The organism is Pseudomonas sp. B21128 (assembly GCF_044218865.1).
GTDB classification, from domain to species: Bacteria; Pseudomonadota; Gammaproteobacteria; order Pseudomonadales; family Pseudomonadaceae; genus Aquipseudomonas; species Aquipseudomonas iridis.
In genome coordinates this window covers 1497716-1513786 of sequence record NZ_CP162590.1, presented here as the reverse complement: position 1 = coordinate 1513786, position 16071 = coordinate 1497716, and the positions used below count along the sequence as shown (strand labels likewise).

The window sequence follows — 16071 nt, the reverse complement described above, 5'->3', positions numbered from 1 at the left end:
ATTTTTTACTTCGCGTCTTACAGGTTGTAGCCGCGTTCGTTGTGTTGTGCCAGATCGAGGCCAACCGACTCTTCTTCCTCGGTCACACGCAGACCCATTACGGCGTCCAGGACCTTGAGAATGACGTAGGTGACGATCGCGGTGTAGATGACCGTGAAGCCGACGCCTTTGAGCTGAATCCAGACCTGCGCACCGATGTCGGTGACAGTGCCGAAGCCACCCAGGGCAGGCGCGGCGAAAACACCGGTGAGGATCGCGCCGAGGATACCGCCGATGCCGTGCACGCCGAAGGCATCCAGGGAGTCGTCGTAACCGAGTTTGCGTTTCAGGGTAGTGGCGCAGAAGAAGCACACCACGCCTGCCGCCAGACCGATCACCAGTGCACCCATCGGGCCGACGGTGCCGGCAGCCGGCGTGATCGCCACAAGACCGGCAACCACACCCGAAGCAATGCCCAGTGCGCTTGGCTTACCGTGGGTGACCCACTCGGCAAACATCCAGCCCAGTGCAGCAGCAGCGGTCGCGATCTGGGTGACCAGCATCGCCATGCCTGCGGTGCCGTTGGCCGCCGCAGCGGAACCGGCGTTGAAGCCGAACCAGCCGACCCACAGCATCGCGGCGCCCATCAGGGTGTAACCAAGGTTGTGTGGCGCCATCGGCGTGGTCGGGAAGCCTTTGCGCTTGCCCAGTACCAGGCAGGCAATCAGACCGGCAACACCGGCGTTGATGTGCACCACGGTGCCGCCCGCGAAGTCGAGTACGCCCCAGTCCCACATCAGGCCGCCGTTACCGGACCAGACCATGTGCGCGATTGGTGCATACACCAGAGTGAACCAGATGCCCATGAAGATCAGCATCGCGGAGAACTTCATCCGCTCGGCGAACGCACCGACGATCAACGCCGGCGTGATGATCGCGAAGGTCATCTGGAAGGTGATGAACACCGCCTCAGGGAACAGCGCCGCAGGACCAGTAATGCTTGAAGGCGTGACACCGGCGAGGAACGCCTTGCCCATGCCGCCGAAGAACGAGTTGAAGTTGACGACGCCCTGCTCCATGCCGGTGGTGTCGAACGCAATGCTGTAGCCATAAATGACCCACAGGATGCTGATCAGACCGGTAATGGCGAAGCACTGCATCAACACGGAAAGAATGTTTTTCGAGCGAACCATGCCGCCGTAGAACAGCGCCAGGCCGGGAATGGTCATGAACAGCACGAGGGCCGTCGAGGTGAGCATCCAGGCAGTGTCGCCGGAATTGAGGACTGGGGCCGCCACTTCGTCTGCCGCCATTGCAAGGCTGGGCATTACGATGGACAACAGGGCTCCTAGCCCTGCGAATTTACGCAGAGTCATATTGTTTTCTCCTGGGGCGTTGGGTTTGTGGCGGCGCTTAAATCGCGTCGGTATCGGTTTCGCCGGTACGGATGCGAATCGCCTGTTCCAGATTGACCACGAAGATCTTGCCGTCACCGATCTTGCCGGTGTTGGCCGCCTTGGTTATCGCTTCGATAACCCGATCCAAATCCTTGTCGTCGATGGCCACGTCGATTTTCACCTTGGGCAGAAAATCGACCACATATTCCGCGCCGCGATACAGCTCGGTGTGACCCTTCTGCCGGCCGAAGCCTTTGACTTCAGTAACGGTAATGCCCTGCACGCCGATTTCGGACAGCGACTCGCGCACGTCGTCCAACTTGAACGGCTTAATGATGGCAGTGACTAGCTTCATGAAAACTCTCTCCCGAATTGGTGGACTTGCCCCAGGAAAACAAACCCGACTCAAGTCTAAGCGCAGTGCCTGGCTTTGTAACGCATCGTCGGCCATACCTGCCCGACTGACGCCAGCTAACCGCTGCGGACGAAACTCCCCGCTTCGTCTGCCGCACTGCATTCGTCACAGCGACTGCATCAGTGCATGGGTCAAGAGTGACTAAGCAGAAACCTTGCCATCTCGGCAAAAACCTCTGATTTCAATCCCTTGGCCGCTACCGCAAGCACTCGCGTGCAAAACGCTTCGCGGATACGCACAACAACGGTGCGTCACCGTCCGTCCGCCTGCGCGAAAAGCGTGCATCCCTGACGACGAGATTGACTATAGACACTGCGTGATACACTGCCGGCCATTGTTTCCAGGACATTTCCCATGCTCGCGCCCAAAGACTTCCTCGACGCCCTGAGCGGCACCGCTTCCCGCCTGTTCAGCGGCGACACCCCGCTGCCAAAAGCCGAAATCGAAAGCCAATTCAAGATGCTGCTGCAAAGTGCCTTCAGCAAACTCGATCTGGTCAGCCGTGAAGAGTTCGATAGTCAGATGGTGGTGTTGGCCCGCACCCGTGCCCGCCTCGAAAGTCTCGAAGCGAAAGTTGCCGAGATGGAAGCGAAGCTGACGCCGCCCGCCGAGTAACACTAAATCCCCCTGTAGGAGCTGCCGAAGGCTGCGATCTTTTGATCTTCAGCCTTTCAATCATCTCGGCTACGTCCTACAACCTGAATGACCGCCGTCCGAAGGATTCTCAGACCTTGGCCTCACTGTGGCCTGCAAACTGAAAGCGCCTCCTCTAGGAGGTTTTTTTCATCTCGATTTTAATTGGGCGCACTCCTTTCTCACATCTATCTCATGGCGTGTGGCGCCTGCCACCAACCATGAACTAGCCAACTCCAATGTCCTTCACTTACGTAAGCAGCGTCCTACAACGCCTGTCCCCTACGGCTGATTACGTAACCACTCCTGCCTTGGATACTGTCTGCTGCCTGATACAAACAGAACACAAATAATGCGAAGACAAGGGAAAGGCACCGAGCTCCGAAACCAGACATACAAATCTGAAGCCCGCAAACTTGCACATCAAACAATGTCGATGGACCTAGAGGCATTGGCAGCCGGAATTGATGCTCTATCACTCAGGATCGATCCCATTACTCCATTGGCAATCAATGCATATCACCAGTGGATTGGACCATTGGCTATCCATGGGACGCCGTGCAGGACTGGAAGATTAAAGATCCAAAAGGCTTGGATCTGGCTTTTTGGTACGAAGAAGAACTGTGCGGCTTGTGCTACGCAACGCCGCGAAGAAGCAGGATCTGTATGAAAATCGTTCTTTTGCAGGGACGCACTTGTAACGCGCATCCCTTGCGGGGCTGGATCGCTCCGATGGCATTGCTGACAACGGAGTTCTACGCCCGGAAGCTGGGATGTACGCAAATCGAAGTACAAGAGCCAGACTCAGGCGCTATTCCTTACTATCAAACGCTGGGATTTTATTTTGATACAACCGGCAGCCTTGTCTTTGCATTGGACGATCAATAAGATCGAATCAAGCATCCCGGCACGTGAGGTGTCCATGAAACAGAAGAAGCAAAAAGCCCAACCGGCACCGGCTTCGAAACCTGGTACCGAGGCACTCGGTTTGCCGGACAGAGTTTCAGCCAGTCAGCGGCATTTTCTGAAAGTGGCCGCGACCTATGGCAAGGAAATGGAGCCCGATGGTTGGCTCGCCGGTGGTGAAACCTGAGTAACGCCAAATGACCGCCTGATGGGCGGTTTTTTTATGCCTGAGGATTAATGTCTCCTGCAACATCCAGTGAAAATTCGATCTCAAAACCATCCCACCAACACCCTCTCCCAAGACTACCCTTCAAAAACCCGCAGGAAGCGGCTCCCCGATTCAGCTCAAGGAACGACCATGTCCCTCTCCATCGTCCACAGTCGCGCCCAGATTGGCGTGGATGCTCCCGCCGTTACCGTCGAAGTCCATCTGGCCAACGGCCTGCCGTCGCTGACCATGGTTGGCCTGCCCGAGGCGGCGGTGAAGGAGAGCAAGGATCGGGTGCGCAGCGCGATCATCAATTCCGGGCTGCAGTTTCCGGCGCGGCGGATCACCCTAAATCTTGCACCGGCGGATTTGCCCAAGGATGGCGGGCGGTTTGATCTGGCGATTGCCTTGGGGATTCTGTCGGCGAGTGTGCAGGTGCCGTGTCTGACGCTGGACGATGTTGAGTGTCTCGGTGAGCTGGCGTTGTCCGGTGCTGTGCGGCCGGTACGAGGGGTATTGCCGGCGGCATTGGCGGCGCGCAAGGCCGGGCGGGCGTTGGTGGTGCCGCGAGCGAATGCCGAGGAGGCGTGTCTGGCGTCGGGGCTGAAGGTGTTTGCGGTGGATCATCTGCTGGAAGCGGTGGCGCATTTCAATGGGCATACGCCGGTGGAGCCTTATGTATCGGACGGTTTGATCCATGCCGCCAGACCCTATCCCGATCTCAATGAAGTTCAAGGGCAGATGGCCGCCAAACGCGCGCTGCTGATTGCCGCAGCGGGTGCGCATAACCTGCTGTTCAGCGGGCCGCCGGGGACAGGCAAGACGCTGCTGGCCAGTCGACTGCCGGGCTTGCTGCCACCGTTGTCCGAATGCGAAGCGCTGGAGGTGGCGGCGATTCAATCCGTCGCCAGCGGCGTGCCACTGACCCATTGGCCGCAGCGCCCCTTTCGCCAGCCGCATCACTCGGCGTCAGGCCCGGCACTGGTCGGCGGCAGTTCGAAACCACAACCCGGCGAAATCACCCTCGCCCACCACGGCGTGCTGTTTCTAGACGAGTTGCCGGAGTTTGATCGCAAGGTCTTGGAGGTGCTGCGCGAGCCGCTGGAGTCCGGGCATATCGTGATTGCCCGGGCCAAGGATCGCGTGCGTTTCCCGGCGCGGTTTCAGTTGGTGGCGGCGATGAACCCGTGTCCCTGTGGATATCTTGGTGAGCCGAGTGGCAAATGCTCGTGCACGCCGGACATGGTGCAGCGCTATCGCAACAAGCTCTCGGGACCGTTACTGGACCGGATCGATTTGCACCTGACGGTGGCGCGGGAAGCGACGGCGTTGAACCCGCAAGTGAAACCGGGAGAGGACAGCGCCAGCGCCGCGGCGTTGGTGGCCGAGGCCCGTGAGCGGCAGCTGAAGCGTCAAGGCTGCGCCAATGCATTTCTCGATCTGCCTGGACTGAAAAGGCACTGCAAGTTATCCACAGCCGACGAAACCTGGCTGGAGTCAGCCTGCGAAAGGCTGACTTTATCGCTTCGCTCGGCACATCGGTTGCTCAAGGTTGCCCGCACACTGGCAGACCTTGAGCAAGTCGATGCAATCAGACGTGAGCACCTGGCCGAAGCGCTGCAATACCGGCCGGCGACGCCTTAATGCTCGGTCAGATCAACCAGCGGCGTTTGCCGCACTTCGGTTTCACGCCCGGCCTGAATTTCGGTCACTCGCTTCAAGGCGTTATCCACGGCAGCTTTGTCCGCGAGCAGGCTGTAGCTGATCTGGAACTGTTTGTATTCCTTGGGTGCAATGGTCGGGACCAGATTCAGCGGACGCTGATAGCGGCGGTTGTAGGAAAAACTGGTGCCCGGCTCCAGTCCCGTGACATAGCCCTGCCCTTGGGTGTCAGTGTTTTTCCACAGGGAAAACACCGGCAACTGCCGGGTATTGAAACCGACAGAGACACCAAGGCTACCGGCCTTGTTGTGCAAAACGGTCAGGGTTTCACCTTTGGCATCCGCATAGGGCACAACGTTGTAGACGGTTTCGTCGTAATCCTTGGTTGGCGCGCGGTAGGTCTGCCAGTCGGCCAAATCGCCCTTGGCCTTGTCGTTGAAGGGCGACACCTGTTTTACCGGTGCAGCAAAACGTGCGCCCTGCTCAAGGAATGGCGTACTGAAGTTGCTGTGATACAGCGCCTGGTATTCCTTTGGATAATCGCCATTGTTGGTCAAAGTATCGTTGAGTGCGAAACGCACGCTGCCAGGCTCGGTGACCAGTTCAGTGACGACCGAAAAGTCGACTTTCTTGAACGCCTGCTCCTTCAGTTCGCCGCGCAAACTGATGGCGTAGGGAGGCTTTTCATCGATGTGCAGCGTGACGGTACTGGCCGGAATGTTGGCGGCGCGTCCGTGCAGGGTCAGCAGCTCACCCTTGTCCATGCCGGGATGGCCGACCCATTCGTAGCCACAGCGGGTCACCAACTCGTTGAAACCTTCCAGCCAGCCCAGACCACCGCGCCCATTGAGCTCAATGAATGCCGGGTTGACCACGTCCTTGACCGGCGAATCCCAGCCCATCCGCACGCTGCCAACGGAGGCGTGCAGGACATTCATGCCACGGGTTGGCACCACCGACAGTTTCATCGTGCCGTTATCGATGTCGACAATGCTAACGCCTTCCTGCCGCCCACCGTGCAAGGTTCGCAGGCTCACAGAGAAAGGTTTGTCGGTTTTCACGCCGAGCTGCTCACTGGTGACAGTCCAGTTTTGCGCGGGTTTGTCAGTGTCGAGGAGGACGTAATCCCAAGCCATGGCGTGGGAGGCAGCGGACAGTGCGCCGAGTGCGGCGACAAGTTTGAGCGGGGTCATGGCAGCAGCCTTTATTGGAGTTGTGCCATTTTTATAGCGCTGCGGAAACGTTTCAGCAAGTAGAGATGGGAGATGCATAGGCTGATTTGTCACGGGTCGGCGGCGTTGCCTTCGCGAGCAAGCTCGCTCCCACAGGTTTTTGGGTTGTTCACACGATTAGTGAGCGACCCCGCAAACTGTGGGAGCGAGCTTGCTCGCGAAAGCTACTTCAGGCGCACATCAACGGAAGCGATCAACCTCCGAACGCAAATCCGCCGCCAGCTTCTCCAGCTCTTTAGCAGTGACCGCGAGGTTCGACACCACCTCACGCTGCTCACTGTTAGCCAACGCAATGCTCTGCAAGTTGCTGCTCAACAACGTCGCGGTACTGCTCTGCTCCTGAGTCGCCGTCGTGATGGCCGCAAACTGCTGCCCCGCCGAGCGGCTTTGCTCATCGATGCGCGCCAGTGCCGAGGCAACGTTGGCGTTACGCGACAAGCCTTCCTGCATCAGCACGTTGCCCTGCTCCATGGTGCTGATCGCGTTGCCGGTTTCCTGCTGGATGCTGTGGATCATGCTGGAAATTTCATCCGTCGCCTGACGGGTGCGCGAGGCCAGGCTGCGCACTTCATCAGCCACCACGGCAAAGCCGCGCCCTTGTTCACCGGCACGGGCCGCTTCAATCGCAGCGTTGAGCGCCAGCAGGTTCGTCTGTTCGGCAATCGAGGTAATCACGCCAACGATGCCGCCAATTTCCTGCGAGCGCTGACCGAGAGTGTTGATCACTGTTGCGGTACTGTTCAGAGCGCCAGCAATCTGCTCCAGAGAAGACGAAGCTTCTTCCATCGAGCTGCGGCCGATCTGCGTTTGCTGAGCGTTTTCCTGTGCCAGGCGCTGGGTCGACCCCATGTTGTCGGCAATATCCAGCGACGTTGCGCTGAACTCTTCAACCGCGCCGGCCATGCTGGTGATCTCGCCGGATTGTTGCTCCATGCCTTCGTACGCGCCGCCGGACAATCCGGACAGCGCCTGGGCACGGCTGTTGACCTCTTCCGAGGCGCGGCGGATGTGCTCGACCATGGTCGACAGTGCTTGGCTCATTTGATTGAAAGCGCGGGACAGTTGACCGATTTCATCGTTGCTCGACACGTTCAGCCGCACGCTCAGATCACCAGCGCCCAAGGCCTCGGCCTGACGCACCAGGTCACCCAACGGCGCCAATTTGCTGCGCAGCAACCAAACCACAGAGCCAACCGCCAGCAGCATCGCCAGCAAACTGCCAATGGCCAATTGCGTGCCTACACTCCAGGTCACCGCACGAATTTCGGCTTTCGGCATGCTCGCCACCACCGACCACGGTCCGTCCTCGAAAGGTACGGCAACGCTGTAGAAGTCTTCGGACGAGTCACTCCAGAACTGACCCTTTCCTGGCGCTTTCACCAGGCCGTTGATGACCGGAGCAGCTTTATCCAGCGCATCGACGCCAGCGATCGGCACCAGCCATTTGTTCTGTTCATCGAGCAACGCCAGAGAACCGGTCTGACCGATACGGAAGCGCTTGAGGTTGGCGAACTGCGCATTTTGCGCATCGGTGTAATCAAAACCTACGTACAAAACGGCGATGACCTTGCCGCTGCCGTCGCGCACCGGAGTGTATTGCGACATGTAGTAGCGCTCGAACAGCAGAGAACGACCGACGTAGCTCTGGCCTGCCATCAAACGTGCGTACGCCGGGTTGGCATGGTCAAGCACTGTGCCGATGGCGCGGCTGCCGTCCTGCTTGCTGACGTTGGTACTGACGCGAATGAAGTCCTCGCCACTGCGCACGAACAACGTGGCCACGCCGGCGGTCATCTGCTTGAACTCGTCGACTAGCTTGAAGTTGTTGTTCAACACTTCATCGCCCAGGTGCAAGCCCGGCGTCTGCGTGCCGGCCACGGTTACGGGCTCATCCGGGTGAATGCTCAGACCACTGCCAAAACGCTTTTCAAACAATCCGCTCAGACGCAGCGTGCTTTCACGCAACGTACCGTGGAAGGTGCTGAGTTGGTCGGCCAGCAGCCGAGCCTCACTGGCCAAATGCTCTTCACGGGTGGCGAGGTTGGCAGTATCCAGCGAACGCAGAGCAAAAACTGTACTGCCGCTGATGACAATCGCCAGTATCACAGCGAGCGCGAGGCCCAGCTGTGAGGCGATCCGAGCGCGAGGTTGAGACATGGACAGCTCCTGGCCGAGCTACCGGATCCTCCTTGATCGCAGCCATGCTCGGAAATTTTTTAATAATGGGGTGAATCGTGAAACCGGCACGACAGTTCCACCTGCTCGTAGTCGGCGGTAAAACCGAATACTTGAGCGAAAAGCGGGGATATGGCGTAAGGCCGCTATTGTCGCGGCTCTAACGTTTCAGCTCAAGCGCGCAACCGCCGGCAGTTCCATGGCACGGACCTCGCCTTGCAGGAAGTCGCTGAGACGACGCAAACGTTCACCTCCCGGACGGGTTTTGGGCCACACCAGGTAATAATTCAGGCCACTGGCAACAGCCGTAGGCCACGGCAGGCTCAAGCGGCCTTGCGCCACATCTTCAGCCACCATCAACAAATCGCCCATCGACACACCGTAACCCCGCGCCGCAGCGATCATCCCCAACTCCAGCGTATCGAACACCTGCCCGCCCTTGAGCGACACGTGATCGGCCAACCCCATGTGCTCCAGCCAACTGCGCCAATCGCGGCGATCCGGGGTCGGATGGAGCAACTCGGCAGCAGCCAGTCGGGCCACATCCCAAGGTTGATCGTGCAGCAGAGTGGGCGCGCCAACGGGGATCAGTTCCTCGGGAAACAACAGACTGGCCTCCCAGTCCGGCGGAAAATGGCCGTCGCTCAGCAACACCGCGCAATCGAACGGCTCATCGTTGAAGTCCACCGAGTCGATGTCCATCCACGCACTGGTCAACTGCACCTCGTTGCCCGGCTGCAAATGCCGGAAGCGACTCAGGCGCGCCAGCAACCAGCGCATGGTCAGGGTCGACGGTGCCTTCATGCGCAGGATGTCGTCCTCGGCGCGCAAGGTATTGCAGGCGCGCTCCAGCGCCGTGAACCCGTCGCGGATGCCCGGCAACAGCAGGCGTGCCGCTTCGGTCAGTTGCAAATGGCGTCCGCTGCGGTGAAACAGTCGACAGGCGAAATGATCCTCAAGCGTTCGAATATGCCGACTCACCGCACTCTGGGTGATGGATAGTTCCTCGGCCGCACGGGTAAACGAGCTATGTCGCGCTGCCGCTTCAAATGCGCGCAGGGCATACAACGGAGGAAGTCGACGGGACATGCACAAAGCTCCTGTAGCGGGATGCGGCCAACTTAGCAGAATTCTTTCATGATGAGTTTTAATCATGCCAGCCATCCTTTTTATCCCTTTGTGCAATCCCTTCCAAGCGCCGAGAATCGACGTTCTCTTGTTCCCCTATTGATGGCGGGTGATGACCATGCAGCATCCTGTGCGTACTGAACTCTGGGCCATCCTGCGGCTGGCGGGGCCGTTGATTGCCTCGCAGTTGGCGCACATGTTGATGGTGCTGACCGACACCTTGATGATGGCGCGCCTGAGCCCTGAGGCGCTGGCCGGCGGCGGCCTGGGCGCAGCGACTTACTCGTTCGTGTCGATTTTCTGCATTGGCGTGATAGCGGCGGTCGGCACGCTGGTGGCGATCCGCAAGGGCGCGGGCGACATTATTGGCGCCGCACGCCTGACCCAGGCCGGGTTGTGGCTGGCGTGGCTGATGGCGCTCGGTGCCGGACTGCTGTTATGGAACCTGAAACCGGTGTTGCTGCTGTTCGGCCAGACTGAAACCAACGTCAACGCCGCCGGGCAATTCCTGATTGCCCTGCCGTTCGCCCTGCCCGGCTACCTGAGTTTCATGGCCCTGCGCGGCTTCACCAGTGCCATTGGCCGGGCGACGCCGGTCATGGTCATCAGCCTGGTCGGCACAGTGGCGAACTTCCTGCTTAATTACGCGCTGATCACCGGCATGTTCGGCCTGCCGAAACTGGGCTTGATGGGCATCGGTCTGGTCACGGCGATCGTTGCCAACTGCATGGCACTGGCCCTGGCGTGGCACATTCATCGGCATCCGGCGTACGACGCTTATCCATTGCGCGCAGGGTTGTCGCGGCCAAACCGGCAGTACCTCAAGGAGCTGTGGCGCCTCGGCCTGCCAATTGGCGGCACCTACGCGGTGGAAGTCGGGCTGTTCGCCTTCGCCGCGCTGTGCATGGGCACCATGGGCAGCACGCAACTGGGCGCGCATCAGATTGCTTTGCAGATCGTGTCGGTGGCATTCATGGTGCCGGCGGGGATGTCATACGCCATCACCATGCGTGTCGGTCAGCATTACGGTGCTGGGCAATTGGTCGCTGCGCGAATGTCCGGGCGAGTCGGGATCGTGTTCGGCGCGGTGGCGATGCTGGGTTTTGCGATGGTGTTCTGGCTGCTGCCGAATCAGTTGATCGGCCTGTTTCTCGACCATAACGATCCGGCGTTTGCCGAGGTGATCCAATTGGCCGTGAGCCTGCTGGCGGTAGCGGCATGGTTCGAGCTGTTCGACGGTACACAGACGATTGCCATGGGCTGCATTCGTGGGCTCAAGGACGCCAAGACCACGTTTTTGGTCGGGCTCGGCTGCTATTGGCTGATCGGTGCGCCGGCGGCGTGGTGGATGGCGTTCCACCTCAACTGGGGGCCGACGGGTGTCTGGTGGGGGTTGGCGCTTGGGCTGGCGTGTGCGGCAGTGAGTCTGACGCTGGCGTTCGAGTGGAAGATGAAGCGGATGATTCGGCGTGAGCCGCAATCTCGGGGCTTCAACATCCCTCAGCCTGAATGAAGTTCCCCTGTGGGAGCGAGCTAGCTCGCGAAAGCGGTGTACCTGACACATGTATGCTGAATGTGTCGCAGCCTTCGCGAGCAGGCTCGCTCCCACAGGGTTATGTGTTCAGCTTACGATTTCGAGCGCTGGCTGTTGGCTTGAGCCGAAGGTGAGATATTCAACCAGCTCCGCCAACGGCAACGGCCGGCTGATCAGATACCCCTGCACCTGATCGCAACCAAATCCGCGCAGCAGTTCAAGTTGCTCCGTGGTTTCCACGCCTTCAGCCACCACTTCCAGATGCAGGTTGTGCGCGAGGTTGATCATCGCGTGCACCAGTTTGCGGTTCTCTTCGCGCTGTTCCATGCCACCAACAAAGCTCTTGTCGATCTTCAGCAACGTGATCGGCAGGCTGTTGAGGTGCACGAACGATGAAAACCCTGTGCCGAAGTCGTCCAGCGAGAAGCGCACGCCGAGGCGGCCGAGGGCGTCCATGGTCTGTTTGACCAGATCACTGCGGCGCATCACTGCGGTTTCGGTCAGTTCAAATTCCAGCCACTGCGCCTCGACGCCACGTTCGGCGATCAAACGGCTGAGCGTCGGCAACAACTGGCTGTCCTGAAACTGACGGAACGACAGGTTGATCGCCATGTGCAGCGCCGGCAAACCGCGCTCGCGCAAGGCCTGCATGTCGCGCAGGGCCCTGGAAATCACCCAGTAGCCCAACGGCACGATCAAACCACTCTGCTCGGCCAGCGGCACGAATTCACTGGGTGGCAGCAGCCCACGTTCACCATGGCGCCAACGCACCAAGGCTTCGAGGCCGACGATCTGGCCGTCTTCGATATTCAGACGCGGCTGGTAATGCAGCTCCAGCTCGTCGCGACGCAAGGCCCGGCGCAGTTCGCTTTCGAGGTCGGCCATGCTCCGCGCGTTGCGGTTGATGCGTTCGTTGAAGATGTGAAAGGTGCAGCCCTGCGTGCTTTTCGCCTGCTGCATGGCGATGTGCGCATGCCACATCAACGGGTCGGCGCCACCCTGCGCGCGGGCATGGGCGATGCCGAGGCTGGAACCGATCAACAGGCTTTCGCCGTCGACCCAGTAGGGTTCGGCCAGGGCTTCGGTGATGCGTTCGGCCATCCACTCGGCGCGTTGCGGCGCGCGGCGAGTGTCGATCAGCAGGGCGAATTCGTCACTCCCCAGGCGCGCCAGTTGATCACCGGCCTCCAACTGACTTTTCAGCCGCGCAACGACTTGCAGGATCAAGCGGTCGCCAGCCTGATGGCCTAAAGCGTCGTTGGCGTGACGGAAGTTGTCGAGGTCGAGATGCCCGAGGGCCAGGCCTCGTCCGTCGTTTTCCGCCAGGCGCGCGGCGAGCAAGGTCTGGAATCCCTGACGGTTGGCGATACCGGTCAACGGATCCTGTTCGGCGAGGCGCTGCAGAGTGTTTTCCAGTACGCCGCGTTCGCGAACGTGGCGCAGGCAACGACGGAGCATGCCAGCGTCGAGCGCATCAAACACCAGCCAGTCGCTGACGCCAACGGGCGCGGTGACCGGTTCGTGCTCCAGCAGCAACACCGTCGGCAGGCTGCAACGGCCCGGCGCCGGTTGCAATGCAGGGAGGGTCAACAACACCGCGTTACGGTTGTCTTCGAACAAACGGCTGACCGACTCCCAGTTCGGCGCGCTGATCAGCACTGCCGCGCTCCCCATTGGCGCCAGACACTCGCGCAATAGCGCTGTCCACGCTGGCTCTTCGGCCAGTAACAGCAAACGCAAGGGTTCCACAGGCGTAGTCAAGCTGACTCCCTAGACTCTGCAATGATGTGGGCGGCGGGCATTATGCCGGTGCGCAGACCAATCTCCAAATGACAACGGTTATCAAAAACCGAACACGCGTCATGAATGAGAACATTAGCCGCAAAATCACCATGCATCCTGCGTGAAAGTAACAAAACCGGCAAATTTGAATCGCGTGGTGCGTCACAAGTCGGACAGAGCAGCACAAATCGCTGAGCCTGTTAAAATGCCGGCCCATTTCGTCAACGACTCCCGAATTTTCGTATGTCCCGACTCAATCCCCGGCAGCAAGAAGCCGTGAGCTACGTCGGCGGCCCTCTTTTGGTGCTCGCCGGCGCTGGCTCCGGCAAAACCAGCGTGATCACGCGCAAAATCGCGCACCTGATCCAGAACTGCGGTATCCGCGCCCAGTACATCGTCGCCATGACCTTTACCAACAAGGCTGCGCGCGAGATGAAGGAGCGGGTCGGCAGCCTGCTCAAGGGTGGCGAGGGCCGTGGCCTGACCGTGTGTACATTCCACAACCTGGGCCTGAACATCATCCGCAAGGAACACGTGCGGCTGGGCTACAAACCGGGCTTCTCGATCTTCGACGAGACCGACGTCAAGTCCCTCATGACTGACATCATGCAAAAGGAATACGCGGGCGACGACGGCGTCGACGAGATCAAGAACATGATCGGCTCGTGGAAAAACGACCTGATCCTGCCGGCCGAAGCGCTGGAAAACGCGCGCAATCCCAAGGAACAGACCGCCGCCATCGTCTACACCCACTATCAGCGTACGCTCAAAGCGTTCAACGCAGTGGACTTCGACGACCTGATCCTGCTGCCGGTGAAGCTGTTCCAGGACAACGCCGACATCCTCGAAAAGTGGCAGAACAAGGTCCGCTACCTGCTGGTGGACGAATATCAGGACACCAACGCCAGCCAGTATCTGCTGGTAAAACTGCTCATCGGCACGCGCAATCAGTTCACCGTGGTAGGCGACGACGACCAGTCGATCTACGCCTGGCGCGGCGCGCGGCCGGAAAACCTGATGCTGCTCAAGGATGACTATCCGTCGCTGAAAGTGGTGATGCTCGAGCAGAACTACCGCTCCACCAGCCGCATCCTGCGCTGCGCCAACGTACTGATCTCGAACAACCCGCACGAATTCGAAAAACAGCTGTGGAGTGAGATGGGCCACGGCGACGAGATCCGCGTGATCCGCTGCCGCAACGAGGACGCCGAAGCCGAGCGCGTGGCCATGGAAATCCTCAGCCTGCACCTGCGCACCGACCGCCCGTACAGCGATTTCGCCATCCTCTATCGCGGTAACTATCAGGCCAAGCTGATCGAGCTGAAACTGCAGCACCATCAGGTGCCGTATCGCCTGAGCGGCGGCAACAGCTTCTTCGGCCGCCAGGAAGTAAAGGACCTGATGGCCTACTTCCGCCTGATCGTGAACCCGGACGACGACAACGCCTTCTTGCGGGTGATCAACGTGCCGCGCCGCGAGATCGGTTCGACCACGCTGGAAAAACTCGGCAACTACGCCACCGAACGCAAGATCTCGATGTACGCCGCCACCGATGAAATCGGCCTGGGCGAACATCTGGACAGCCGCTTCACCGATCGCCTGTCGCGCTTCAAGCGCTTCATGGACAAAGTGCGCGAGCAATGCGCCGGCGAGGACCCGATCTCCGCCCTGCGCAGCATGGTCATGGACATCGACTACGAGAACTGGCTGCGCACCAACAGCTCCAGCGACAAGGCGGCGGACTACCGGATGAGCAACGTCTGGTTCCTGATCGAGGCGTTGAAAAACACCCTTGAGAAGGACGAGGAAGGCGAAATGACCGTCGAGGACGCCATCGGCAAACTGGTCCTGCGCGACATGCTGGAACGTCAGCAGGAAGAAGAGGACGGCGCCGAAGGTGTACAGATGATGACCCTGCATGCGTCCAAGGGACTGGAATTCCCCTACGTGTTCATCATGGGCATGGAAGAGGAAATTCTTCCGCACCGCTCCAGCATCGAAGCCGACACCATTGAAGAGGAGCGCCGCCTGGCTTACGTGGGCATCACCCGCGCCCGCCAGACCCTGGCCTTCACCTTCGCCGCCAAGCGCAAACAGTACGGCGAGATCATCGATTGCGCGCCTAGCCGCTTCCTTGATGAACTGCCGCCGGACGATCTGGCCTGGGAAGGCAACGACGATACACCGACCGAAGTCAAAGCCGTGCGTGGCAACAGCGCATTGGCTGATATACGCGCGATGTTAAAGCGCTAGAATTGACCACTTTTCAAGATTAGGGCGCGCGTGCGCCAATAGAGGAAAAGCTTCATGGAAGCACTGCACAAGAAAATTCGCGAAGAAGGCATCGTGCTTTCCGATCAGGTCCTGAAAGTCGACGCCTTTCTGAACCACCAGATCGACCCGGCCCTGATGAAGCTGATCGGCGACGAATTCGCCTCGTTGTTCAAGGACTCGGGCATCACCAAGATCGTCACCATCGAAGCCTCGGGCATTGCCCCGGCGATCATGACCGGGCTGAACCTTGGCGTGCCGGTGATCTTCGCCCGCAAACAACAGTCCCTGACCCTGACTGAAAACCTGCTGTCGGCGACCGTTTACTCGTTCACCAAGAAGACTGAAAGCACCGTGGCCATCTCCCCGCGTCACCTGACCAGCAGCGACCGCGTGCTGATCATCGACGACTTCCTGGCCAACGGTAAGGCATCCCAGGCGCTGATCTCGATCATCAAACAGGCTGGCGCCACCGTCGCCGGTCTGGGCATCGTCATCGAGAAGTCGTTCCAGGGCGGCCGTGCCGAACTGGATTCGCAGGGCTATCGCGTTGAGTCGCTGGCTCGCGTGCAATCGCTGAAGGATGGCGTTGTAACCTTCATCGAGTAACTGCTGAAAGCCGCAAGCACACCCTGATACCTGTGGGAGCTGGCTTGCCAGCGATGAGGCCCTGTCAGCCAACATTGATGTTTGCTGAAACACCGCCATCGCTGGCAAGCCAGCTCCCACAATGGTTTCTGGGTCGGTGC

At 59.6% G+C, this 16071-nt stretch carries 13 protein-coding genes; 7 read left to right on the top strand and 6 right to left on the bottom strand.

Translation table 11 applies throughout. From position 1 onward, the window contains the following. Positions 1 to 17: 17 nt before the first annotated feature. Both AB4P91_RS06615 and glnK read right to left on the bottom strand, forming a co-directional pair. Positions 18 to 1355, bottom strand: a complete 1338-nt coding sequence (locus tag AB4P91_RS06615) for an ammonium transporter (RefSeq protein WP_150593474.1) — start codon at positions 1353 to 1355, stop codon at positions 18 to 20. Between the two features lie 37 nt (positions 1356 to 1392). Further along, entirely contained in the window at positions 1393 to 1731 is a 339-nt protein-coding gene (gene glnK, locus AB4P91_RS06610; RefSeq protein ID WP_002555808.1) for a P-II family nitrogen regulator, read from the bottom strand. Between the two features lie 414 nt (positions 1732 to 2145). Here glnK and AB4P91_RS06605 point away from each other — a divergent pair, with 414 nt between their 5' ends. The 4 genes from AB4P91_RS06605 (at position 2146) to AB4P91_RS06590 (ending at position 5182) form a co-directional block, all read left to right on the top strand. Then, complete coding sequence (locus AB4P91_RS06605) at positions 2146 to 2406, top strand: accessory factor UbiK family protein (protein WP_007920416.1); 261 nt, start codon at positions 2146 to 2148, stop codon at positions 2404 to 2406. Positions 2407 to 2949: 543 nt separating this feature from the next. Next, positions 2950 to 3312 (top strand): hypothetical protein, encoded by a 363-nt coding sequence (locus tag AB4P91_RS06600; RefSeq protein ID WP_395604516.1) that lies wholly within the window; start codon positions 2950 to 2952, stop codon positions 3310 to 3312. Positions 3313 to 3346: 34 nt separating this feature from the next. Beyond that, on the top strand, positions 3347 to 3517 hold the full coding sequence (locus AB4P91_RS06595; protein ID WP_395604515.1) for a hypothetical protein: 171 nt from the start codon (positions 3347 to 3349) through the stop codon (positions 3515 to 3517). A 171-nt stretch (positions 3518 to 3688) separates the two neighbouring features. After that, complete coding sequence (locus AB4P91_RS06590; protein ID WP_150593471.1) at positions 3689 to 5182, top strand: YifB family Mg chelatase-like AAA ATPase; 1494 nt, start codon at positions 3689 to 3691, stop codon at positions 5180 to 5182. Here AB4P91_RS06590 and AB4P91_RS06585 read toward each other — a convergent pair. From AB4P91_RS06585 to AB4P91_RS06575, 3 genes are all read right to left on the bottom strand, one after another. After that, on the bottom strand, positions 5179 to 6393 hold the full coding sequence (locus tag AB4P91_RS06585; RefSeq protein ID WP_395604514.1) for an aldose 1-epimerase family protein: 1215 nt from the start codon (positions 6391 to 6393) through the stop codon (positions 5179 to 5181). The genes AB4P91_RS06590 and AB4P91_RS06585 overlap by 4 nt on opposite strands. Before the next feature lie 219 nt (positions 6394 to 6612). After that, entirely contained in the window at positions 6613 to 8589 is a 1977-nt protein-coding gene (locus tag AB4P91_RS06580) for a methyl-accepting chemotaxis protein (RefSeq protein ID WP_150593469.1), read from the bottom strand. Between the two features lie 186 nt (positions 8590 to 8775). Continuing rightward, positions 8776 to 9696: a LysR substrate-binding domain-containing protein gene (locus tag AB4P91_RS06575; protein WP_150593468.1), complete on the bottom strand. Its 921-nt coding sequence runs from the start codon at positions 9694 to 9696 to the stop codon at positions 8776 to 8778. 157 nt (positions 9697 to 9853) lie between these two features. On the opposite strand from AB4P91_RS06575, the gene AB4P91_RS06570 reads away from it, so the two are divergent. Further along, the gene (locus AB4P91_RS06570) at positions 9854 to 11248 is read left to right on the top strand and encodes a NorM family multidrug efflux MATE transporter (protein ID WP_395604513.1); all 1395 of its coding nucleotides are present in this window, start codon (positions 9854 to 9856) and stop codon (positions 11246 to 11248) included. Positions 11249 to 11356: 108 nt separating this feature from the next. Here AB4P91_RS06570 and AB4P91_RS06565 read toward each other — a convergent pair whose 3' ends face one another. Beyond that, positions 11357 to 13030 carry a bifunctional diguanylate cyclase/phosphodiesterase gene (locus AB4P91_RS06565; RefSeq protein WP_150593466.1) on the bottom strand — a complete coding sequence of 558 codons (1674 nt, stop codon included), beginning with the start codon at positions 13028 to 13030 and terminating at the stop codon, positions 11357 to 11359. A gap of 264 nt (positions 13031 to 13294) precedes the next feature. Between AB4P91_RS06565 and rep the strand changes: the two genes are divergently transcribed. Further along, positions 13295 to 15304, top strand: a complete 2010-nt coding sequence (rep, locus tag AB4P91_RS06560; protein ID WP_042561732.1) for a DNA helicase Rep — start codon at positions 13295 to 13297, stop codon at positions 15302 to 15304. Positions 15305 to 15358: 54 nt separating this feature from the next. After that, the gene (locus AB4P91_RS06555) at positions 15359 to 15931 is read left to right on the top strand and encodes a xanthine phosphoribosyltransferase (protein ID WP_042561733.1); all 573 of its coding nucleotides are present in this window, start codon (positions 15359 to 15361) and stop codon (positions 15929 to 15931) included. Positions 15932 to 16071 lie beyond the last annotated feature (140 nt).